Source organism: Nocardia sp. NPDC059240 (assembly GCF_042753865.1).
Lineage (GTDB): Bacteria > Actinomycetota > Actinomycetes > Mycobacteriales > Mycobacteriaceae > Nocardia.
On sequence record NZ_JBHZAC010000001.1, the window covers coordinates 210,430 to 231,830 of the forward strand.

At 66.1% G+C, this 21,401-nt stretch carries 21 protein-coding genes; 13 read left to right on the forward strand and 8 right to left on the reverse strand.

The genetic code is table 11. From position 1 onward, the window contains the following. Positions 1-24 precede the first annotated feature (24 nt). Complete coding sequence (locus ACFXHA_RS01030) at positions 25-678, forward strand: 1,4-alpha-glucan branching protein (protein WP_379351961.1); 654 nt, start codon at positions 25-27, stop codon at positions 676-678. A gap of 39 nt (positions 679-717) precedes the next feature. Here ACFXHA_RS01030 and ACFXHA_RS01035 read toward each other — a convergent pair whose 3' ends face one another. Continuing rightward, positions 718-1,029, reverse strand: a complete 312-nt coding sequence (locus ACFXHA_RS01035; protein ID WP_379351962.1) for an EthD family reductase — start codon at positions 1,027-1,029, stop codon at positions 718-720. Positions 1,030-1,160: 131 nt separating this feature from the next. Here ACFXHA_RS01035 and ACFXHA_RS01040 point away from each other — a divergent pair, with 131 nt between their 5' ends. From ACFXHA_RS01040 to narI, 6 genes are all read left to right on the forward strand, one after another. Then, positions 1,161-2,063, forward strand: coding sequence for a LysR family transcriptional regulator (locus tag ACFXHA_RS01040; RefSeq protein ID WP_379351963.1), 903 nt, complete (start codon positions 1,161-1,163; stop codon positions 2,061-2,063). Between the two features lie 123 nt (positions 2,064-2,186). Then, positions 2,187-2,753, forward strand: coding sequence for a DUF308 domain-containing protein (locus tag ACFXHA_RS01045; protein WP_379351964.1), 567 nt, complete (start codon positions 2,187-2,189; stop codon positions 2,751-2,753). A 175-nt stretch (positions 2,754-2,928) separates the two neighbouring features. After that, a complete protein-coding gene (locus tag ACFXHA_RS01050) occupies positions 2,929-6,621 on the forward strand; it encodes a nitrate reductase subunit alpha (RefSeq protein ID WP_379351965.1) in 3,693 nt (1,230 codons plus the stop codon). Beyond that, positions 6,618-8,093 carry a nitrate reductase subunit beta gene (gene narH / locus ACFXHA_RS01055; RefSeq protein ID WP_379351966.1) on the forward strand — a complete coding sequence of 492 codons (1,476 nt, stop codon included), beginning with the start codon at positions 6,618-6,620 and terminating at the stop codon, positions 8,091-8,093. The genes ACFXHA_RS01050 and narH overlap by 4 nt, the downstream gene beginning before the upstream one ends. Beyond that, positions 8,090-8,767, forward strand: a complete 678-nt coding sequence (narJ, locus tag ACFXHA_RS01060) for a nitrate reductase molybdenum cofactor assembly chaperone (protein WP_379351967.1) — start codon at positions 8,090-8,092, stop codon at positions 8,765-8,767. The genes narH and narJ overlap by 4 nt, the downstream gene beginning before the upstream one ends. Then, a complete protein-coding gene (gene narI, locus ACFXHA_RS01065; RefSeq protein ID WP_379351968.1) occupies positions 8,764-9,504 on the forward strand; it encodes a respiratory nitrate reductase subunit gamma in 741 nt (246 codons plus the stop codon). The genes narJ and narI overlap by 4 nt, the downstream gene beginning before the upstream one ends. Positions 9,505-9,509: 5 nt before the next feature. On the opposite strand, the gene ACFXHA_RS01070 is transcribed toward narI, so the two are convergent. Both ACFXHA_RS01070 and ACFXHA_RS01075 read right to left on the reverse strand, forming a co-directional pair. Further along, on the reverse strand, positions 9,510-10,280 hold the full coding sequence (locus ACFXHA_RS01070; protein WP_379351969.1) for an alpha/beta fold hydrolase: 771 nt from the start codon (positions 10,278-10,280) through the stop codon (positions 9,510-9,512). 92 nt (positions 10,281-10,372) lie between these two features. Further along, positions 10,373-11,425, reverse strand: a complete 1,053-nt coding sequence (locus ACFXHA_RS01075) for a helix-turn-helix domain-containing protein (RefSeq protein ID WP_379351970.1) — start codon at positions 11,423-11,425, stop codon at positions 10,373-10,375. A 128-nt stretch (positions 11,426-11,553) separates the two neighbouring features. Between ACFXHA_RS01075 and ACFXHA_RS01080 the strand changes: the two genes are divergently transcribed. Continuing rightward, positions 11,554-13,911 carry an MMPL family transporter gene (locus tag ACFXHA_RS01080; protein ID WP_379351971.1) on the forward strand — a complete coding sequence of 786 codons (2,358 nt, stop codon included), beginning with the start codon at positions 11,554-11,556 and terminating at the stop codon, positions 13,909-13,911. Positions 13,912-13,919: 8 nt separating this feature from the next. Next, positions 13,920-14,762: a helix-turn-helix transcriptional regulator gene (locus ACFXHA_RS01085; RefSeq protein ID WP_379353397.1), complete on the forward strand. Its 843-nt coding sequence runs from the start codon at positions 13,920-13,922 to the stop codon at positions 14,760-14,762. A gap of 1 nt (position 14,763) precedes the next feature. Here ACFXHA_RS01085 and ACFXHA_RS01090 read toward each other — a convergent pair whose 3' ends face one another. Further along, a complete protein-coding gene (locus ACFXHA_RS01090; protein ID WP_379351972.1) occupies positions 14,764-15,501 on the reverse strand; it encodes an alpha/beta fold hydrolase in 738 nt (245 codons plus the stop codon). An 80-nt stretch (positions 15,502-15,581) separates the two neighbouring features. On the opposite strand from ACFXHA_RS01090, the gene ACFXHA_RS01095 reads away from it, so the two are divergent. From ACFXHA_RS01095 to ACFXHA_RS01110, 4 genes are all read left to right on the forward strand, one after another. After that, positions 15,582-16,466, forward strand: a complete 885-nt coding sequence (locus tag ACFXHA_RS01095) for an NAD(P)-dependent oxidoreductase (RefSeq protein WP_379351973.1) — start codon at positions 15,582-15,584, stop codon at positions 16,464-16,466. Positions 16,467-16,496: 30 nt separating this feature from the next. After that, positions 16,497-16,715 carry a hypothetical protein gene (locus ACFXHA_RS01100; protein ID WP_379351974.1) on the forward strand — a complete coding sequence of 73 codons (219 nt, stop codon included), beginning with the start codon at positions 16,497-16,499 and terminating at the stop codon, positions 16,713-16,715. Between the two features lie 7 nt (positions 16,716-16,722). Continuing rightward, positions 16,723-17,661, forward strand: a complete 939-nt coding sequence (locus ACFXHA_RS01105) for a hypothetical protein (RefSeq protein ID WP_379351975.1) — start codon at positions 16,723-16,725, stop codon at positions 17,659-17,661. A 105-nt stretch (positions 17,662-17,766) separates the two neighbouring features. After that, the gene (locus ACFXHA_RS01110; protein ID WP_379351976.1) at positions 17,767-18,975 is read left to right on the forward strand and encodes a DUF418 domain-containing protein; all 1,209 of its coding nucleotides are present in this window, start codon (positions 17,767-17,769) and stop codon (positions 18,973-18,975) included. On the opposite strand, the gene ACFXHA_RS01115 is transcribed toward ACFXHA_RS01110, so the two are convergent. From ACFXHA_RS01115 to ACFXHA_RS01130, 4 genes are all read right to left on the reverse strand, one after another. Continuing rightward, on the reverse strand, positions 18,960-19,319 hold the full coding sequence (locus ACFXHA_RS01115) for a VOC family protein (RefSeq protein ID WP_379351977.1): 360 nt from the start codon (positions 19,317-19,319) through the stop codon (positions 18,960-18,962). The genes ACFXHA_RS01110 and ACFXHA_RS01115 overlap by 16 nt on opposite strands. A gap of 21 nt (positions 19,320-19,340) precedes the next feature. After that, positions 19,341-19,742, reverse strand: a complete 402-nt coding sequence (locus tag ACFXHA_RS01120; RefSeq protein ID WP_379351978.1) for a heme-binding protein — start codon at positions 19,740-19,742, stop codon at positions 19,341-19,343. Positions 19,743-20,051: 309 nt separating this feature from the next. Next, the gene (locus ACFXHA_RS01125; RefSeq protein ID WP_379351979.1) at positions 20,052-20,249 is read right to left on the reverse strand and encodes a hypothetical protein; all 198 of its coding nucleotides are present in this window, start codon (positions 20,247-20,249) and stop codon (positions 20,052-20,054) included. A 126-nt stretch (positions 20,250-20,375) separates the two neighbouring features. Continuing rightward, positions 20,376-20,972 (reverse strand): hypothetical protein, encoded by a 597-nt coding sequence (locus ACFXHA_RS01130; protein WP_379351980.1) that lies wholly within the window; start codon positions 20,970-20,972, stop codon positions 20,376-20,378. Positions 20,973-21,401 lie beyond the last annotated feature (429 nt).

Below are 21,401 nucleotides of genomic sequence, written 5' to 3' on the forward strand. Positions count from 1 at the left end.
GCCGGGCTCTGGCAGGATAGCGGCATGGCGGAGATCCACGAGACGACCGTGAAGCCCGGGAAGCTGGAATTGCTGGCGCGGTGGCTGCCCACGCGGCACTGGTACATCGGCAGTGATGCGCCCGACCTCATCAAGTCGGGCGGCTTCCGCCTCGACGATCCCGCGGGTGCGGTCGGTATCGAACTCATCGTGGTCACCGATGTCGCCGGGGCCGCGCCCGTCGTGTACCTGATGCCGATGACCTATCGCGGCGCGCCTGTCGAGGGCCTGGACCATGCGCTGATCGGCACCGCCGAACACGGTGTGCTGGGCCCGCGCTGGTTCTACGACGCCGCGCACGATCCGGTGTTCATCGAGCAGGCCGCGCATCTGCTCGCGGGCAAGGCCACCCCGCAGGATCAGAACGCCAGCGACACCCCGGACCTGACCGTGCATCTGGTGCCCGGCGACATCCTCACGCCCGCACCGGGATTCCGGCCCACCGTGATCGACACCGACGCGCACACCGATATCGCCTTCGACTCCGACCGCTCCGCCAACGCGGGCGCGGAGCTGATCCGCCTGCACCGCCGACTGCATACGGGCCCGGCCCGGGAACGCGACCGCAGCCATGTCGAAGCCCTGTGGTCGGCAGCCGACGGCACCCAGGTGCGCGGCATCTTCCTCAGCGCCCCATAGCTTCCGGACCGAACGCGTCCCGGAACGGACCGTCCTGCCTCAGACGGTGCCTTCCTGTACCGGATAGTGGATGACCACTACACCGCCGGTGGCGTAGTTGACGACATCGGCGCTCGCCCGTCGGCCGTACTCCGACTCCTGTGCCGCGACCATGGCGGCAGCGTCAGCGAAGTCGGCTTCGAAGACCGCGAAATACGGCGTGTCTCCCCTTACGGCTGCCACGTCGAAGCTGTAGCGCCAGGCAAGCAGACCGGGCCATTGCACGACCAGCGGAAGGTGTTTGGTCACGTAGTAGTCGCGGAAGTGCTCGGGGTCGACGGGCTCGGGATAGAGGACCACCAATTTATGCATGACTGCCTCCTGCATCTACCACGGTCGCTTGAATCGTCATAGGTGCAGGTTAGGGCTTGATGTGTGGTCGAGGGAAAGAGCGGTACGGGATAGACTCAGAACGGATCGTTATCAATCGACGGGGAGGGCACGTGGCGCCGGATACGGTGAGCCTGAGGTACTTCCTGGTGCTGGCGCAGGAGCTGAACTTCACTCGCGCGGCCGCCCGGATCGGAATCGCGCAGCCCGCGCTCAGTGCCCGGATGCGACGATTGGAGGCGGAGCTCGGCACGAGCCTGCTGGTTCGCAGCACGCGGAGCGTCGTATTGACCACGGCCGGTGCGGCTTTGGCGGAGTCCGCGCCGCCCGCGCTGGCGGCACTGGACCGGGCTTGGGACATCGCCCGGAAGGCGGGAGCCGGCGAACTGGGCACGCTGCGCATCGGATACAGCCTCAGCGCCGGGGCCGAAACGGCACCGGCCCTGGTGGACAGGCTCATTCGCAGCAGTCCGGGACTCGAGGTCGGCGCGGTCCCGATGGCGACGCCGGAGATCTCCCCGGCGGTCGCCGACGGCCGCATCGATGCGGGGATCACCCGCGGTGAACAGCCGGGTCGTGGCGTGCGCCGGTACCTGCTGCGGCAGATGCGCGTCGGGGTCCAATTGGTGCAGCATCATCCGCTGGCCGAACACCCGGAGATCGAGATCGCCGATGCGGCCGCGTATCCGCTGCGACTCCCGGACCGTGCGACCAACCCGGTGATCCACGACGAGTTGGCCGCACTGTTCCGCGATACCCGGCCACAACCCCGATTCCGTACGCCCGCCGTCTCTTTCGACATGTCTCAGCGCGACCTACGCGACGGGCTCACCCTCGCCCCATCCGGTGAAACCGCGATCATCACACAATCGGCCGGTCTCACGTGGCGACCGCTGCGGGGCGCACCGGCCATGACGATGCACTTGGTCCTGCCGCGCGTGCAGTCACCACTGCACCGCCGCATCCGTGCCGTCGCCCAAACCCTGGCACTCGAGCTGCACTGGCTGCCGGACTGACGCGCAGCAAGGTCAAGCGAGACGGACGCGAGGCCGACGATCTCGCGGTCCTGCGACGCGCCGGACGACCCTCGATCAGCCAAACGTCCAGTTACCTGGGCATTCGGCCCATATCATGAATGAATGCCCGCCAATCGGATCGTGGGGCGAACGGACGTATTCGCCGACTGGGCTTGGCAGTCGCTGGTGGCGACCGGCGGCTGTTCGGTGATTCTGGGTGTCGTGCTCATCGCCTGGCCCGACAAATCCGAGACCGTGGCGGCGATCCTCTACGGGCTGGCCTTGATGGCCACGGCGGCCGTGCAGCTGATCGTGGCGTTCGGGGCGCACATCCGCACCCCACTGCGACTGATCGAGGTCGCGAGCGCGATCCTCGCACTGGCCCTGGCCTTCTCGTCGTTCCGCAGCGGGGATTCGGTGGCGCTGCTGTCGTTGTGGGTCGGCATGGCCTGGACGGTGCGCGGCATCGTGGCGGCGATCGTCGCGGTGTGGTCGGATCAGTTCCAGGGTTCGGGCCGGCAGGAGCTGGTCGGACTGGCCACGATGGTGGCTGGCATCGCGATCGCGGCGGCCCCGTTCGTGTCCATGACGACGCTGTCGATCACGGTCGGCCTCGCGATCATCGCCATCGGCGCCTCGGAGATCCTGCTCGGCGCCCGCGTGGAACGCGGCACCGTCGAAGCCTTCTGACACTCTCCAAAGTCCGTTTGGCAAATCACATCAACGAAAAATGGATTGCTCTCACAGGCCTCCGGCCGCCCACACGGGCCAATTGCCCAAAATTTGCCGGTAGGTTCGGACTGTTCGTGTGCTCGGCTCATCGATCGCGCGACGCAGGCCGCGACACGGTGAGAGGTAAGGGTAGATGGGGCGAGAGCACAGCACCGATGTGGTGGACGGCGAGCTGACCGAGGCGCTCATCCGCTCGCGGCGCTTCTTCACCCGCACCGAGATGTCGCCGGACCTGCGCAGCGAATACCTGCGCGGTGGAAGGCAAGCCGACGACTTCTATCGCGACCGCTGGTCCCACGACAAGGTGGTGCGCTCCACGCACGGCGTCAACTGCACCGGTTCGTGTTCCTGGAAGGTGTATGTCAAGGACGGCATCATCACCTGGGAGACCCAGGCGACGGACTATCCCAGCACCGGCCCGGACCGCCCCGAGTATGAGCCGCGCGGCTGTCCGCGCGGGGCCGCGTTCTCCTGGTACACCTACTCGCCCACCCGGGTGCGCTACCCCTACGTGCGCGGGGCGCTGCTGGAGTTGTACCGAGAAGCCAAGGCGCGCACCGGGGATCCGGTGCTGGCGTGGGCGTCGATCGTTGACGACCCGGACAAGACCCGCGCCTACAAGAGCGTGCGCGGACGGGGCGGGCTGGTGCGGGCCACCTGGGAGGAAGCCGTCGAGCTCATCGCCGCGGCCCATGTGCACACGGTGAAAGCCTTCGGCCCCGACCGAATCGCGGGTTTCTCGCCGATTCCGGCCATGTCCATGGCTTCGTTCGCGGCCGGGTCCCGCTTCATGTCCCTGGTCGGCGGCTGCATGCTGTCGTTCTACGACTTTTATGCCGACCTGCCGGTGGCCTCGCCGCAGGTCTTCGGCGACCAGACCGACGTCCCCGAGTCCGGAGATTGGTGGGACGCGGGCTATCTCGTGATGTGGGGCTCGAATGTCCCGGTGACTCGCACCCCTGACGCGCATTGGATGGCCGAGGCGCGCTACCGGGGTCAGAAGGTCGTCTCCATCGCGCCCGACTATGCCGACAACGTGAAGTTCGCTGACGAGTGGCTGGCCCCGCATCCCGGCACCGACGGTGCGCTGGCGATGGCCATGGGACATGTGATCCTGCGGGAGTTCTTCGTCGATCGGCAGGTCCCGTACTTCCAGGACTACGTGCAGCGCTACACCGACCTGCCGTTCCTGGTGCGACTGGAGCAGGGCGAGAACGGCTTCCGGCCGGGCAAGTTCCTCACCGCGGCCGATCTGCCCGAATTCGTGGGCGAAGAGAACGCCGAGTTCAAGACCGTCCTGCTGGACAGCGAGGGAAAGCCCTTGGTGCCCAACGGTTCTCTCGGCTTCCGCTACGGCGACGACGGTCTCGGCAAGTGGAACCTGAACCTCGAGGGCGTCGATCCGATGCTGTCGATGGGCACCGCGGGCGCGGTCACGGTCACCCTGCCCCGCTTCGACACTCCCGACGGCACGGCCGGTCACCTCGAGCGTGGCGTCCCGACCCGCACCGTCGGCGGGCACCTGGTCACCACGGTCTTCGATCTGCTGCTGGCCCGCTACGGAGTCCACCGGCCCGGCCTGCCGGGTGAATGGCCCGGCGGCTACGACGACGCCACCCACCCGGGAACCCCAGCCTGGCAGGAGACTATCACCGGCGTTCCGGCCGACAGCGCCGCCCGCATCGGACGCGAATTCGCTGCCAACGCAGAGGAATCCAAGGGCCGGTCGATGATTCTGCTGGGCGCGGGCACCAACCACTGGTTCCACTCCGACACCATCTACCGCGCGTTCCTGGCGCTGACCACGCTGACCGGCTGCCAGGGCGTCAACGGCGGCGGCTGGGCACACTACGTCGGCCAGGAGAAGCTGCGGCCGCAGACCGGGTGGGCGCAGGTCGCCATGGCGCTGGACTGGACGCGACCACCTCGGCAGATGATCCAGACCGCGTACTGGTATCTGCACACCGATCAGTTCCGCTATGACCCGTTCAATGCCAACGAGCTGACCACCACCAACGGTAAGGGGCGTTTCGCGGGTAAGACGACCGCGGACCTGCTCGCACAGACCGCCCGCATGGGCTGGATGCCGTCGTTCCCGACCTTCGACCGCAACCCGCTCGACATCGTCGACGAAGCCGAGGCGGCCGGGGTCGATCCCTCGGATTACGTTGTCTCTCAGCTGAAATCCGGGGAGCTGGGCTTCGCTGGTACGGACCCGGACAATCCGCAGAACTTCCCGAGGCTGCTGACCATCTGGCGATCGAACCTGCTCGGGTCATCTGCCAAGGGCAACGAGTATTTCCTCAAACATCTGCTGGGCGCGGACAATTCGCTGCGTGCCGAGGACGCTCCACCGGAGAATCGCCCCGAGGATGTGGTGTGGCGCGAGGAAGCACCCGACGGCAAGCTGGATCTGCTGGTGACCCTGGACTTCCGGATGACCAGCACCACGGTGTTCTCCGACGTGGTGCTGCCCGCCGCCACCTGGTACGAGAAGCACGACCTGTCCTCCACGGACATGCATCCCTACGTCCACTCCTTCAGTCCCGCCATCGCGCCGCCGTGGCAGACGCGCACCGACTGGGACGCGTTCATGACCATCGGCGAGGCGTTCAGCAAGCTGGCGCGCAGGCACCTGGGTGTCCGCAAGGACCTGGTCGCGACGCCGCTGCAGCACGACACCCCGGACCAGATGGCCAATCCGCACGGCGTGGTCAGGGACTGGAAAGCCGGTGAATGCGAACCGATTCCGGGCAAGACCATGCCACGCCTGACAGTCGTGGAACGCGACTACCCGGCCGTGTTCGCCAAGATGGGTGCGCTCGGCCCGCTGCTGGAGAAACTGGGCGCGACCACCAAGGGCATCACCTACGACGTCGAGCGCGAGATCGACTACCTGCGCGCCAAGAATGGGATCGTGCACGGCGGCCCGGCAGACGGGCGACCCTCGCTGAAGCGCGATGTCGACGCCTGCGAGGCGATCCTGGCCATGTCGGGAACCACGAACGGGCACTTGGCGACCCAGGGTTTCAGGAAGCTCGAGCAGCGCACCGGCACACAACTGGCCGACCTGTCCGCCGAGCACGAGGGCAAGCAGGTCACCTTCGCCGACACCCAGGTCGCGCCGGTGCCGGTGATCACCTCGCCGGAATGGTCCGGTTCCGAGACCGGCGGTCGCCGCTACTCACCGTTCACGGTCAATGTGGAGCGGAACAAGCCCTGGCACACGCTGACCGGACGCCAACACTTCTTCCTCGATCACGACTGGATCGAAGAGGTCGGCGAGCAGCTGCCGGTGTACCGGCCGCCGCTGAACATGACCGCCCTGTTCGCCGAACCGCCGCTGGGCGAACACGGCGAGGCCGGGCTGACGCTGCGTTATCTGACCCCTCACTCCAAGTGGTCGATCCATTCCGAGTACCAGGACAACCTGTTCATGCTGAGCCTCTCGCGCGGCGGCCCGCACATCTGGATGTCGAACCTGGATGCCGCGAAACTCGGTATCCGCGACAACGACTGGATCGAGGCCGTCAACCGCAACGGTGTGGTCGCGGCCCGTGCCGTCGTCACGCACCGCATGCCCGAGGGCACGGTCTACATGAACCACGCCCAGGACCGGCTCATCGACGTCCCGCTGGCGGAGACCTCCGGCAAGCGTGGCGGCATCCACAACTCGCTGACCCGGCTGCTGATCAAGCCGACCCATCTCATCGGCGGCTACGCCCAATTGTCCTTCGCCTTCAACTATCTGGGCCCCACCGGAAACCAGCGTGACGAGGTGACGGTCATCCGCCGCCGCACCGACCAGGAGGTTCGATACCGATGAAGCCCATGGCGCAACTCGCGATGGTGATGAACCTCGACAAGTGCATCGGCTGCCACACCTGCTCGGTGACCTGCAAACAGACCTGGACCAATCGGGCCGGCGTCGAATATGTCTGGTTCAACAATGTGGAAACCCGCCCGGGGCAGGGATATCCGCGCACCTACGAGGATCAGGAGCGGTGGCGCGGTGGCTGGGAACTCAACCGTAAGGGCCGGTTGAAGCTGCGCGGCGGCAGCCGGTTGCGCAAGCTGGTCACCATTTTCGACAATCCACTGCTGCCGGAGCTCGAGGACTACTACGAGCCCTGGACCTACGACTACGAGACGCTGACCACCGCGCCCGTGCAGCAGCACACCCCGGTGGCCCGGCCCAAGTCCTTGCTCACCGGTCAGGACACCAAGGTCACCTGGTCGGCCAACTGGGACGACAACCTCGGCGGCGCACCGGAACTGGCGACCGCCGACCCGATCGTGAAGAAGCTCGGCGACAAGGTGAAGTTCGAGTTCGAGCGCACCTTCATGTTCTATCTGCCGCGCATCTGCGAGCACTGCCTCAATCCGGCCTGCGCGGCGTCCTGTCCGTCGGGCGCGATCTACAAGCGCGCCGAGGACGGCATCGTGCTGGTGGATCAGGACCGCTGCCGCGGCTGGCGGATGTGCGTGTCGGGGTGCCCGTACAAGAAGGTGTTCTTCAATCACCGCACCGGCAAGGCCGAGAAATGCACGTTCTGCTTCCCGCGCATCGAGGTCGGGCTGCCGACGGTGTGCGCGGAGACCTGCGTCGGGCGGCTGCGCTACATCGGAGTGATGCTCTACGACGCCGACACGGTGGCGCAGGTGGCGGCGACACCGAACGAGCAGGATCTGTATGCGGCGCAACGGGATGCGTTCCTCGATCCGTTCGATCCGGAGGTCATTGCCGCGTGCGAGCGGGAGGGCATGCCGCGCGACTGGATCCAGGCGGCCCAGAACTCGCCGGTCTACGCACTGATCCGCAAGTACAAGGTGGCACTGCCGCTGCATCCGGAATACCGCACGGTTCCGATGGTTTGGTACATCCCGCCGCTGTCGCCGGTGGTCGACGCGCTGCGCGACACCGGCCACGACGCCGAGGACCACGGCAATCTCTTCGCCGCCATCGAGGCGTTGCGCATCCCGGTCGAGTATCTCGCCGAGCTGTTCACCGCCGGTGACACCGAGACCGTCAACGGCGTGCTACGCAGGCTGGCCGCGATGCGCAGCTACATGCGCGACGTGAACCTCGGCCGCGACACCCGGCCGGAGATCGCCGCCAAGGTCGGCATGACCGAGGCGGAGATCTCCGAGATGTTCCGGCTGCTGGCGGTCGCCAAATATGCCGAGCGCTATGTGATTCCGGCCGCGCACGCCGAACAGGCGCACGGGCTCGAGGAGCTCGTCACCGCTTGCAGCCTCGACGGGCTCATGTCCGAGAACGGGACCGACCGCACATGAGGCGCGGAACCGCACAGCCCATCCTCGGCGAGTCCGAAGAACGTGCCGCCTGGCAGGTGCAATCGCTGCTGCTCGGATATCCCGATGCGGCGCTGCTGGATTCACTTCCCATGCTGGCGCGGGTCGCCTCGGCACTGCCCGTGGCGGTCGGTGCACCTTTGCAGCGCATGCTGACCTATCTGGAGACCACCCGGCCGCTCACCACCGCCAGCGCGTACGTCGACACCTTCGACCAACGGAAGCGCTTCAGCCCGTACCTGACCTGGTTCTTCTGCGGCGACACCCGCAGACGCGGGATGGCCCTGCTGAAGATCAAACAGGTCTATCTCGCCGCCGGACTCGCGCCGGGCGACGACGAACTGCCCGACCATCTGGCGGTCGCGCTCGAATTCGCGGCGGCGCATCCGATCCCGGGACGGTCCCTGCTCGAGGAACACCGCGCGAGCATCGAGGTCATGCGGATGGCCTTGCGGGACGCCGATTCTCCCTGGGCGGGCGTGCTGGAGTCGGTGTCGGCGACCCTGCGCCCGCTGCACGGCACCGAGCGTGAGGCCGTGGTCCGACTGATCGCGGACGGCCCCGCGGACGAGGGCGTCGGATTGGAACCGTTCGCGCCACCGGTACACCAGCCGGACATGCTCGGCATGCCGCAGATGATCGGAGGACGCCGATGACTCTCACCGCCGTGGATCACCTGCTCTGGGTGGCCGTCCCGTACATCGCGCTCGCGACCTTCCTCGTCGGCCTGGTCTGGCGGTATCGCTTCGACAAGTTCGGGTGGACGACCCGCTCCTCGCAGGTCTACGAGAACCGGCTGTTGCGACTGGGTTCGCCGCTGTTCCACTTCGGCATCATGATGGTGTTCTTCGGGCACGTGATCGGGCTGTTGATCCCACAGGGGTGGACCGACAAGATCGGGATCAGCGAAAGTACTTATCACGCGGGCTCGTACAGCATGGGCGCGATCGCCGGTTTCGCCACGGTGGCCGGGCTGATCATCCTCATCTATCGACGCCGCACCGTCGGCCCGGTGTTCTCGGCCACCACCCGCAACGACAAGATCATGTATGTGCTGCTGGCCTTGACCCTGACGTTGGGCCTGAGTGCCACGTTGTACGGCAACCTGACCGGCAATCCGCACAACTACCGCGAGGACATCGCGCCCTGGTTCCGGTCCGTCTTCTGCTTCCAGCCCCAGCCGGACCTGATGGTCCACGCGCCCTTCTTGTTCAAGCTGCACATCCTGTCCGCGTGTGCGCTGTTCGCGTTCTGGCCCTTCAGCCGCCTGGTGCACGTCTTCTCCGCGCCGGTCGGATACCTGACCCGGCCGTACGTGGTCTATCGCAGTCGTGACACCGGGCAACTGGGGGAGTCCGCGCCCAAGCGCGGCTGGGAACGAGTCGGGCACTAGACAATTCACTCGATGAAGTCGCGCACGAGCTTCACCAGCTCGTCGGGCTTCTCGAACATCGGCATGTGCCCGCAGTCCAGCTCCACGTAGGAAGAGTCCGGGATGGCGGCGGCCAGTTCGCGCGGATTCTCCACGGAGACCACCGCATCCCGGGTGCAAGCGATCGCCAGCGTCGGAGCCTGGATCAGGGGGAGGTGGTCGCGGGCATCGAGCCGCTGCACCAGCTCCATCTGCCGCAACCGGCCCGGCGTCGGTCGATAGGCCAGCGCCAATTCCTCGACCGCGGCCCGATCCAGGGTCGCGAGGTGAGTTCGACTGAAGGCGACCAGCATCGCGAACCGGGCGAAAGTGTCGGGGGCGTCCGCCAGTTCGCGCCACACGGTCATGACGTTGCGGAAGTATTCATCGCGCTGACCCGCGACACCGGTGACCAGCACCAGTCGGCGGACCAGATCGGGCCGCACCGCCGCCAGCGCGGCGACCACCGGCGCACCCATGGAGTGGCCCACCACATCCGCAGGCTCCGAACCCACCGCCTCGATCACCGCGGCCACCTGCTCGGCCAGGAGTTCCAGCGTCAGCTCGCCACCGTCATCTCGCGCTGCGTCGCTGCCCGAAAGATCCGGCAGCACTACCGTTCTGATGTCGGTGAACGCCCCGGCCACCCCGTCCCAGTTGCGTGATCCCGCGCTCGTCCCGTGCACCAGCACCAGCGGTCGTCCGGTGCCCTGCACCCGATACGGCACGTGTGCGTTTCCCACCGTGATCTCGTTCATGTCGCTCTCCTGTCTGCTTGCTTCGACGAGATCGACGATGCCAGCGACGGATGGCGATGAGGAGCGGAGAGTGTCCCCTAGGAGCGGCCGTCCTAGCCTGTCCGATCGGCGCGGCCGACGCTCGCCAGGTCCGCGCTCGGTGCGCGGTGATGCTTGCGGAAAGTGTTGGGGGGCACATCCTTCCAGCGAATGAAGGCGCGACGGAAGGCACGGGCGTCGGCGTAGCCGATCCGGGCGGCGATGACATCGACGGGCAGTTCGGTCTCCCGCAACAGCCGGGTCGCCTGCTCGAGGCGGACCGAGTCGAGGGCGTCGCGCCAGGTGGTGCCGCGTTCGTGCAGACGGCGCTGCAGGGTGCGCGGGCTGATCGACATGCGATGGGCGACATCGTTCAGTTCGATCGAGCCGTGCGTGAGCGATCCGTGGATCGCGTTGCGCAGCAGCCCGTCCCAATCACCATGCACCCGGAACGAGGCCAGCTGGAGTTCGGCATGGTGGCGGTAGATCCGCGCCAGGTGCGGGTCGCTGCAGGTGGGCAGGCGACCGACGTCGATGAAGGTGAGCGCGGAACAGGGGGCGTCGAATTCGATTCGCGCGGTGCCGAATTCCTCGATCAGGCCGCGATGGTTGCGGGGCGAGGGCTGGGTGAGCGCCACCCGGACGGGGACGAGGTGCTCGCCGGTCGCCTCGCGCATGCGGCGCAGGACCAGGCCGAGCAGGAACACCTCCATGGCCGGGATGACCTCGGTGACAGCGGAGGATGTGGTGTCGTAGACGGTGAGAATGCCCCCGTCGACGACGGTGGAACTGCCGACCGAAGGCGTCGACACCACCGATTTCAGCTCGCACATCGTATGCAGGCTCTCGGCCAGGGTCGGACCGCTCGAGAACAGGTAATCCCACACCCCGAGGCGGCCGCGTTCGGCCGTGTCGACAACGAGCCGGCCCGCCGTGGGGCCCTCGGCCGCGTCGAGCAACTCCCAGATCCGCCATACCGCTCCAGAAGAGATCCGCAGCGACTGCTCGGTGAACAGACCCGGATCCAGTCCCGGGATAGCGCTCAGCTCAACGGGAGACAGACCCGCGCGCAGCGCTGCGGCGTGGACCAGTGCGGCCGTGCGCGCGGGGAGAGTGCCTTCGAACATTTGCCGAAGATTACCCGGGCCTCGGTATGAGAGATCGTTGTGGAAGCGCTAATGAAGTGGACAGGAATGGCCGGTTCCGGGGTGACGGCGGTGTTCCTATTCGGATTCGATCGCTAGCGTCGCAAAATATGAAGCGGGACTTGATCTATCGATTCCGCTACGCGGTGATCGGTGTCGTAGTGGGTGGGCTGCTGGCCCTGGGCGCTTACGGGCTGGGACTCCAAGACCATCTCACCACGGGCGGTTTGGACGATCCGACCTCCCCGTCGGCGCGGGCCGCGCAGCTGAAGGACAAGACCTACGGGCGCGACCATATTTCGGATGTCCTGCTGCTCTACACCGCGCCCGCGGGCAGCAGCATCGACGATCCGGCGTTCAGCAAGAAGATCGTCGACAACCTCAACAGCCTGCCCAAGGACCATCCGGACCAGATCAGCAAGATCAACGGCGCCTATTGGAAGACCGACACCGGTGAATTCGCCCCGAAGGTGACGGGTACCGCCGACAAACAGCATGCTTTCGCCTCGGTCGCGATCAAAGGTGACGACGACGCCACCACCATGCGCCATTTCCGGGAGGTCGAGAACGCCTTCTATATCCCCGGCGTCACCGTGCAGGTCGCCGGATTGCAGCCGGTCGCCGGCACCCTGTTCGACACGATGAATCAGGACCAGCGCCGAATGGAAGAGCTGGCGCTGCCCGCCGTGGCGATCCTGCTCGTCCTCATTTTCGGCGGCCTCGTCGCGGCCTCGCTGCCGCTGATCGTCGGCGGGCTCACCATTGTCGGGGCCACCGGGATCGTCATGGTGATCACGAAGTTCACCGAGGTGAATTCGTTTGTGAGCGCCGTCGTTTCGATGATCGGCTTCGGTCTCGCGATCGACTACGGGCTGTTCATCGTCAGCCGGTTCCGGGAGGAACTCGCCGAAGGCTACGACACCCGTGTCGCGGTGCGCCGCACCTTGATGACGGCCGGGCGCACGGTCGCCTCCTCCGCCACGATGATCATCGTCGCCAGTTCGGGCATGCTGTTGTTCCCGCAGGGATTCCTCAAATCGGTGGCCTACGGCACCATGGCGGCCGTGCTGCTGGCAGCGGTCACCGCGGTCACCCTGCTGCCGGCCATGCTGTCGGTGCTGGGCCCGCGCGTGGACAAGTTCGGGTGGAAACGACTACGCAAGACGAAGACCGCTGCGGAAGTGGAGAACGGATTCTGGGGCCGACTTACCACCTGGGTGATGCGAAATCCCGTCAAAGTTCTAGTCCCGCTGACGATTCTGCTGCTGCTCCTGATTATTCCGGTGAAGAATCTGGCGTTCGGCGGGCTCAATGAGACCTACCTGCCACCGACCAACGCGACCAGGGTGGCGCAGGCCGACTTCGATCGGCTGTTTCCGATCCGCACGGCCGATCCGATCGAATTGGTGATCACCACCGACAATCCGCGCAATGTCGGCCCGATCCTCGACCAGGCCAACAAGGCCCCGGGCCTGGCCCCGAATGCCATCTTCAAGATCGCGAACACGCCGCCGAGCGGAACCGACGTCTGGGCCACGTCGGCGGCACTCGCCGACAATGACAAGGCCGCGGCGACGATCGAGTATCTGCGGTCGATCGACATACCCGATGGCACAACGGTTCTCGTCGGTGGGCAGCCCGCCATTCAACAGGACAGCATCGACTCATTGCTGAGCCGAATGCCGCTGATGATCGGGTCGGTCGTGCTGGTCACGATGGTGCTGATGTTCCTCACCTTCGGTTCGGTGGTGCTGCCGATCAAGGCCGCACTGATGAGCGCGCTCGGGCTCGGCTCCACCCTCGGGATCCTGACGTGGATATTCATCGACGGGCACGGGGCGGCACTGCTGGGGTTCACTCCGCAACCGATCACCTCGCCGGTGCTCGTGCTGATCCTCGCGATCATCTTCGGGCTGTCGATCGACTACGAGGTATTCCTGTTGTCCCGCATGGTCGAAGCCCGCGCTCGCGGCGCGAGCACCACCGAGGCGGTGCGGATCGGCACCGCGCAAACCGGCCGCATCATCACCGCGGCCGCCCTCATCCTGCTGGTGGTCACCGGTGCGTTCGCTTTCTCGGACCTGGTGATGATGAAGTACATCGCGTTCGGCATGGTCTCGGCCTTGATCATCGACGCCACGGTCCTCCGCATGCTGCTGGTGCCCGCCACGATGAAGTTGCTGGGTGACGACTGCTGGTGGGCGCCAGCCTGGTTGAAGAAGCTGCAGCACCGCTTCGGGCTCGGCGAGCCGATTCTCGACGATGAACTTCCCGGTGGCGGCGAGATGCCGGATCTGGTCGAGACCACGCCGGTCACCGATCCGATCACCGAGCAGATCGCGCTACTGCCCGACGGCCGACCCGCGACCCGGCCACGGCCCGCTCGCCGCCCGCGCAGAATCACCAGCGACGCACCGACCGTCCGCCTCGGTGACGGTGTGAAAGAAGTTGCGGGGAAAGATGGTTGATCATGGCCATGGATCGGGAGAAATTGGCGGACTTTCTGCGGCGTTCGCGCGAGCGGCTCGGGCCCGACGAGGTGGGGCTGGAGGTGGGGCCGCGGCGACGGACGCCGGGACTGCGGCGCGAGGAGTTGGCCCAATTGGCCGGGGTGTCGGCCGATTATGTGATGCGAATCGAGCAGGCGCGGGGGTCGCAGCCGTCGACGCAGATTCTGGCGGCGCTCGCCCGGACCTTGCGGTTGAATGCGGACGAGCGGGATCACCTGTACCTGCTGGCGGGGCATCGCCCGCCCGAGGGGCCGCGGGCGGGGGAGGAGATCCGGCCCGCGCTGTTGTATCTGCTGGATCGGTTGGGGGACACGCCGGCTCAGCTGCTGACCGATCTCGGTGACCTGCTGGCTCAGAACGCGTTGGCCGAAGCGCTGTTCGGATGCGTGTGCGACCTCGCAGAACGTGATCGCAATATCGCCTGGCGCTGGTTCACCATGCCGTCCGTGCGAGCGGCCTACCCCGCCGAAGAGCACGACGATCTCAGCCGCGAACGGGTCGCGGATCTGCGTGCGGCCGCCACCCGTCGCGGCTACGACCGGGCTTCGACCGCACTCGTCGACGAACTCACCACCGCCAGCCCGGAATTCGCCGACCTGTGGCAGCGGCACGAGGTCGCCGTGCGACGCCGCAGTCGCCTGCGCATCGTGCACCCGATCGTCGGGCCGATCGAATTCGACTTCGAGATGCTGCGGACCGACAGCGAGGATCAGCGGCTGCGCATGTTCACGCCGCCGCCGGGATCGGCCGGTGTCGAAGCGCTCGAACGACTCCGGGCGCTCGAGATCACCCACGCCGGGTGTCGGTGAATCAGGGCGCGGGCGTGAGCCATTCGGCGACGTTGTCGCAGACCCAGGCGGCATCGTCGAGGGGCAGATCGTGCCCGGCGGCGTCGTGCAGGCGCAGCGGGGCCGCGAAGCGCGCGGCCAGGCGCTCCGACATCTGATAGGGAGCGAGGCGGTCGGCGCGGGAGGCCAGGATCAGCAGCGGGACCGGGACACGCCGGGGGAGACGGAAAGTCGCGGCGGCCATGAGCTGACCCAGAATGCTGGCGGGCAGGGGGCGCGCATCGGCCTGGTACTGCGCCCAGGTCCGAGCGAGCGATGCCACATCGAGGGCCGGACTGTTGGCGGTCAGGCCCAGCACTGCGGATTCGTGCGCCAGATCCGTGCGCAAGGCGCGGCCCGCGAAGACGGGCAAGACGCCCCAGTTGAATTCGTGCGGGCGGAAAAGTGCGGGGCCGCTGGTGTTCACGACCACGCAGCGTTCGAAATCGCTGGGATAGCGGGCGCACCAGTTCATCGCCATCATGCCGCCCAGCGAAATGCCGAGCACCGACCATTGCTCGCCGCCGGCGTCGAAACGCGCGCGAATATCGTCGACGATCTCCGGTATCGAGCGCGGTGAGGGCCGGGCGTGCTCGGTGCCGAAACCCGGCGGATCGATGGTCTCCACCCGCGCGCCGAGCGCCTCGGACAGCTGCTGCGGAAACTCACCCCAATGCCGCTGATCGCGGGTCAGACCGCGCAGCAGTAGCCAATTCGTCATCCCGATCCCCAATGCTCGATTTCGGAGCCTATCGGGAAACTCGTTTCGTCGGGCCGGACCGGTCTCGGTAGGGTGCGGTCGTGGCGAGGATTGCGTTTCTTGGGTTGGGTCGGATGGGTGCGGGGATGGCGGCGCGGATGGTCGCGGCCGGGCACGAGGTGACGGTTTTCAACCGGTCGGCGCAGAAGGCGGCCGAATTGGTGTCGACGGGCGCGACTTTCGCCCCGACACCGCGCGAGGCCGTGCACGGGGTCGACGCTATTTTCGCGATGGTGGCCGATGACGACGCCTCGCGGGCGGCCTGGCTGGGTGCGGACGGCGCGCTGGCGGGGGAGTACGCGCCGAACGCGTTCGCGGTCGAGTTCTCCACCATTTCCCGGCCGTGGGTGCTGGAGCTGGCGAAACAGGCTACGGCGCACGGACTCCGGTATCTGGATTCGCCGGTTACCGGGCTGCCGGATGCGGCCGCGGCGGGACAGTTGATCCTTTTCGTCGGCGCGGACCCTGTCGATCTGGACGCGGCCCGCCCGCTGCTGGCACCGCTGTGCGTCGATATCGTTCACTTCGGCGCGGTCGGAGCGGGGGCGAGCTACAAGCTCATCCAGAACCTGCTGGGCTCCATCCAGATCGCGGCCACCGCCGAAGCATTGCGCACCGCCGAACTGGCGGGGCTGGATCTGGACACCGTCGCCGCGATGTTGTCGCGCAGTGGTGCGGCCAGCCCGACGGTGATCCGGATGTGCACCGAAATGCTTGCCGGAGCACACGATCGCGATATCGCGTTCACGGGCACACTGCGTCTGAAGGACACCCGGATCGGTGTCGAGCTGGCCGATGCGGTGGGCAGTCCGGCCACGCTCGGGCACACCGCGCAGGACATCTTCGAACGATTGGTCGCGGCCGGGCACGGCGAACTGAACGAGACCAAGGTCATCGACCTGCTTCGGGAGTCGAATCAGCATTGAGCCCAAGCGAATTCGGATACGCTGACGGGCGTGTCGGAACTCGATCGGCTGTTGGGGGTCAGCCGGGTCGCGCGCGCCGACATCGAGGCGCTCGGGGAACTCGACGAGGGGCAGTACGCGGTGCTGCGGGCCGCGTTCGAGCGGGCCCGCGATCGGCGCGAACGGGAATTGAGCGCGGCCATCGACAGCGGTCTCACCCTCATCCCACCGTTACTGCGGCCGGTCGCGCGCCGCATGCTGTTCTTCTGAGGTGCTGATGACGAGTCTGGCCGCCCGTGCCGAAGTGGTGAAGCTGGCTCGCGAATTACAGGTCGCGCCCGCGGATCTCGGATTCCTGCTGGAGAGCGATCCGGCCGCCGTACGGCGAGTTCGGCAGGGGATGTACCGGGCGCTGGACGCACCGTATCGGCCCATGTTCGGGCGTTTGGCCAAGGTCAGCGGGCTGATTCCGAACAGTCTCGCGATCGCCATCGCGACGCGGTTCTTCGGGCCGATGCTGTGCGGGATGGTCGCGAGCTCGCTGTCGCCGGAACGCGCGGCGGCGCTCATCGGGCATGTGCCGTTGCCGTTCCTGTGTGATGTGGCGCCTTATGTCGATCCGGATGCCGCTACCCCGATCGTGCAGTGTTTCGATGTGGACGTCATGGTGCCGGTGTTGCGGGAAATGCTGCGCCGCAAGGACTACGTGACGCTGGCCAGATTCATCGTGGCGGCATCGGATGCACAATTGCGCGCCGTGCTGCCGTATGTCGAATCCGGCGAGGACATGCTCATGGTGGCGTTCAATGCCGAACTCGACGCCGTGGCAGATCGATTCGATCTGGTGCTCATGGAAATGCCCGACGACCGCATTCGCGGGGTGCTGCAAACAGCACACGAACAGGATCTCTTCGCCGAGGCGCTCACCTTCCTCGCGGTGCTCAGCGCGCGAACCTTGGCCCGCATCGCAGACTTGGCCGCCGGGATGGGACCGGAGGTGCTGACCCACATGGTCTCCGCCACCGAGCGCGAGAATGCCTGGGCGGATCTACTGCCCGTCGCCGGTGCTATGTCGAAGGAAAGTTTGCAGCGGCTGCTGGAACTCGACGTCTGGACCGCCGAGAAGCTCACCGCCATCGCGACCGCCGCCGAGCAGAGCGGACAGTTCGACGAACTGTGGCGACAGCTCACGGAAGCGAGTGAACGGCTCGCGTGACCCGTGGGGATGACTGTGTATCGCTGTCAATACCGCTGAGGTCGCACGGGAATCAGGGTCGGCGATGGATGTGGCAGGCAGGTGCCCGGACCTAGCGTGAGGACCATGTCGGAGGAGGTCGTCACGCAGGTGTCCGGGGTGGTGCCGGATCGACGGATCGGTGTCGTCGACAGTCTGCGAGGCTTCGCGCTGTTCGGGATCGTGGTCACCAATACCTCGGTGGCGACGCTGCTGTGGTCGTCGCCGGGCACGGGTGACGAGCTGCGGCCGATCTTCGACGGCACCGCCGACCGATTCGCGTACGCGCTGGTCGACGGATTCTTCCTGGGAAAGTTCTACCTACTGTTCGCGTTCCTGTTCGGATACTCGTTCACCCTGCAGATCGCGGCCGCGCAACGTGCGGGCGCAGCGCCGGTACCTCGACTACTGCGCCGCTGCCTCGCCCTGTTCCTCGTCGGATTGGCGCATGTGCTGCTGCTCTGGCTGGGCGACATTCTCACCCTCTACGCCGGGCTGTGCCTGATCCTGGTGCTGCTGCGCGGGATTCGCCCGCGTCCCGCATTCATCACCGGACTGGTGTTGTACATCGCGTTCGCGTCGCTGGCGTTCGTGCCCGGCAACGGCGGCATGTCGGGTTTGGGGCAGATCTTCGATTTGCAGCGGATGCATGATGGCTACACCGGCAATTTCCGTGAAACCTTGTCCGCTCAGCTGACATTCGGGCCGCAGTTCATGCTCTTCACCTTGCTCGGCCAGGGCATTCCGGCACTGGGCATGTTCCTGATCGGACTCGCGGCCGGCAAGCGGCGGATCTTCGAAGACGCGGAATGGATCAGCCGCTGGCTGCCGCGCGCACTGGCCCTCGGTTTCGGTGTGGGACTGCCGGTTTCCACGGTCAGCGTGATCGTGCAGACGATGCACGGATCGACGCCGGCGTACTGGTACGGCGTGCAGGAGCTCGCGAATCCTCTTCTGAGCCTGGGTTATGCGGCGGGCATCGTGTGGCTGACCCGGTATCGCTGGGCAGGCCCGGTGGTCTGGCTCGCGCCCGCAGGCCGCATGGCCGCCTCCAACTACATCGCCCAGTCGGTCGTCATGATGCTGATCTACACCGGATACGGCCTGGCACTGGCCGATCGGATACCACCGGCCGGTGTCGTCGCGCTCGCCATCGCGACCTACCTGGCGCAATTGCAGGTAAGCGTCTGGTGGCTACGACGACACCCCTACGGTCCGGTGGAATGGCTGCTGCGCGCCGCAACCTACCGATCGGTGCCCGCCTGGCGCACCGCGTCCATTCAGGCCAGGTCGTAAGCCGTCGGATGCCGAGGCTGATACAGCCCGATCTCCCCGGCCCCCGGCACCCGCAACCGAGTGAGCAGCCCCCACCCGGCATTACTGACCTCAGCGGTGAATTCGACCCCCTTGGACCGCAACTCGTCCACAGTGGCGAGTAGGTCATCACACATGAGATAGAACTCGGCCCGCCCACTGTCATCGGGCTCAGCCGGATGAACCGCAATCTCGGCCGGCGGCGACTTGAAGATCAGCCACCCATCATGCGCATCCACATTCGCCAACCCGAGCACATCCCGAAAGAAGGCCCGAGCCGCCACGGCATCCTCGGCATAAATGACCGTATGCGCGCCAGTGATCATGCCCCCGACGCTACCGCGTCCTCAAAGCGCCGCCAGGCAGGCACGAGCCACCTCCACATCCTGATCAGCGGTCCCCCCGGAAACCCCGACCGCCCCGATCGCGCGCCCATCCGAATCAGCGATCGGCAGCCCACCGCCAAACGAGACCAGCCCACCATTACTCCACTCGATCCCATAAATCGGCCCATCCGGCCGCGACATCCCACCAAGCGTCGCGGTAGGAATATGAAAAAGAATGGCCGTCTTGGCCTTTCGCTGCGCCAGATCGATACACCCAAGCAATGCATCGTCCCGCCGGCTGAAGTACAACAGATGCCCGCCCCGATCAACGACCGCGATATTCATCGCGACGCCGATACCTTCGGCAGCCTTGTGCCCGGCGGCGGCAAGCCGGGCTGCGATTTCCATGGAAAGCATTGTCATGCCATCAAGATTCGTCCCTGGAAGCCCGCCGAACCAGGAGGCGTCGTAGCGGGGGCCCGCGTTCCCGGGGGCGACACCACCAGGAACCGTGCGGACCGATGCGTCCGGGCTACAACAGAGAATGACACCGGCAGCAGTGCCCGTCCCAACGCTGGTCAGGGATCTCACGAACCAGCCGTGTAAAACTGGACGCGGACTTCACCAGATTGGGTCGTTGATCTTTCGCGGGAGGATGCCGACTGCGCTGGAACGCGCGGGTCGCGGCATGAGGGGATGTCTCTGGGCAGGACCTTCAGGGCGCTGAAGGCACTATTTATCGAGGCGGCGGATCTGATCGGAGCGCGCACTGAAGGTCAGGATGGTCGCGCCGGTTCCCTCTTCCGGGTAGTCGAGCTCGAACTCGTCGCTGGTGTACAGGTCGAGAATGAAGCAGATTGCGCCGCGCGGCACGCCGAGACCCTCGAAGTCGTCGGTGGTGACCACAACACGGTCGAATTGGTTGAACACGATGCCTCCCCATTGGGATTTGATCGAGGCGGAGTCTATTAACGGCCCACTAGCGCAGGTGCGGTGACACGCTCATCGGCAGATCAGTGTTGTGCGTTGCCAGTGAAGCAGTCCGGGATGTGTACGTCAGAAGAAGAACCAGACGAGGTCCCGACGCTCCTTCAGGCACTCAGATGCCCACTCCGACAGTTCACCAACTGTTTCGAGCACGTCGGAATCGACATCTGCGGATAGTGCCTGTTCCATCTCCTCATGCATCTCGGCCATTGCCTCGAACTCGATGCATCCGGCGATCGGGAAGGGGAACGCGCGGGGCAGCGGCAATTCCGTGGCGCCCGCGAAGTATTCGTTCGGCTCGCAGCACACGCCTGCAGCGTCGAGCTCTTCTTCCACGGTGGCGAGCCAGTCGGAGCTCATGGTGTATGCGCCGCTGTCGAGCGATGTGCCGTAGTGGTCGCACAGCATCTTGAAGACGTAGATGTATATCGCGGCATCGTTGGAAAGCTCGGGAATGCCGGCAGCGTAGTTGGGCTCGAGAATCATCGCCGTCAGCGCGTTCCGAGCGGAAGCCAGTTCTCCCCAGGCCTTGGCGGCAACATCCAGATGGTCGAGTTCAACTGCGAGTTCATTCAGCAAGCCATCCAACAACTTTCGGTCAGCACTGCCGATCATCCGACCCAACGCCCTCGCATCGACGCTATAGGCCTGCATGCTGGCACCCACGATTTCCCCGTCCCTTCGGTAACCGGACCAGACCGTAGCACCTGCCTCCGACACGACCTGAAGGCGCTGGAAGCCGATGGCACTGTAACCCTCCGTGATCGGGGCCGAAGCTCCACCTGCACCAATTCGGCACGCTGCATTCGGCCACGCGGGTGCATCCGGTCGTCCGGGAGCTGCGGCGGGCTGAAGATCGAAAACGTTCTGCCCCAGCGATCTTCGGCGCCGACCGTTCGGCCGTTGCGAACCGCGCGCCTCGCGGCAGACTAGGACGCTCCGGCATCCGGCCGACCCCCACCCCTCCCGCCGACACCAGCATCGTAATCGCCAGCAACGGACGATATTTCGTCGCCGAGTGGCACATTCTGGAGGGGTTTGGCCCGGTTTGTCCTGTTTTTTGTGCCACTCGGCATTCGGCATTACCGTGCATCG

What these genes read in the sequence shown, in the direction of transcription:
- ACFXHA_RS01030 (WP_379351961.1), top strand. Translation starts at nt 25, where the DNA reads ATGGCGGAGATCCACGAGACGACCGTGAAGCCCGGGAAGCTGGAATTG.
- ACFXHA_RS01035 (WP_379351962.1), bottom strand. Translation starts at nt 1,029, where the DNA reads ATGCATAAATTGGTGGTCCTCTATCCCGAGCCCGTCGACCCCGAGCAC.
- ACFXHA_RS01045 (WP_379351964.1), top strand. Translation starts at nt 2,187, where the DNA reads ATGCCCGCCAATCGGATCGTGGGGCGAACGGACGTATTCGCCGACTGG.
- ACFXHA_RS01050 (WP_379351965.1), top strand. Translation starts at nt 2,929, where the DNA reads ATGGGGCGAGAGCACAGCACCGATGTGGTGGACGGCGAGCTGACCGAG.
- narH (WP_379351966.1), top strand. Translation starts at nt 6,618, where the DNA reads ATGAAGCCCATGGCGCAACTCGCGATGGTGATGAACCTCGACAAGTGC.
- narJ (WP_379351967.1), top strand. Translation starts at nt 8,090, where the DNA reads ATGAGGCGCGGAACCGCACAGCCCATCCTCGGCGAGTCCGAAGAACGT.
- narI (WP_379351968.1), top strand. Translation starts at nt 8,764, where the DNA reads ATGACTCTCACCGCCGTGGATCACCTGCTCTGGGTGGCCGTCCCGTAC.
- ACFXHA_RS01070 (WP_379351969.1), bottom strand. Translation starts at nt 10,280, where the DNA reads ATGAACGAGATCACGGTGGGAAACGCACACGTGCCGTATCGGGTGCAG.
- ACFXHA_RS01075 (WP_379351970.1), bottom strand. Translation starts at nt 11,425, where the DNA reads ATGTTCGAAGGCACTCTCCCCGCGCGCACGGCCGCACTGGTCCACGCC.
- ACFXHA_RS01080 (WP_379351971.1), top strand. Translation starts at nt 11,554, where the DNA reads ATGAAGCGGGACTTGATCTATCGATTCCGCTACGCGGTGATCGGTGTC.
- ACFXHA_RS01085 (WP_379353397.1), top strand. Translation starts at nt 13,920, where the DNA reads ATGGATCGGGAGAAATTGGCGGACTTTCTGCGGCGTTCGCGCGAGCGG.
- ACFXHA_RS01090 (WP_379351972.1), bottom strand. Translation starts at nt 15,501, where the DNA reads ATGACGAATTGGCTACTGCTGCGCGGTCTGACCCGCGATCAGCGGCAT.
- ACFXHA_RS01105 (WP_379351975.1), top strand. Translation starts at nt 16,723, where the DNA reads ATGACGAGTCTGGCCGCCCGTGCCGAAGTGGTGAAGCTGGCTCGCGAA.
- ACFXHA_RS01110 (WP_379351976.1), top strand. Translation starts at nt 17,767, where the DNA reads ATGTCGGAGGAGGTCGTCACGCAGGTGTCCGGGGTGGTGCCGGATCGA.
- ACFXHA_RS01115 (WP_379351977.1), bottom strand. Translation starts at nt 19,319, where the DNA reads ATGATCACTGGCGCGCATACGGTCATTTATGCCGAGGATGCCGTGGCG.
- ACFXHA_RS01120 (WP_379351978.1), bottom strand. Translation starts at nt 19,742, where the DNA reads ATGACAATGCTTTCCATGGAAATCGCAGCCCGGCTTGCCGCCGCCGGG.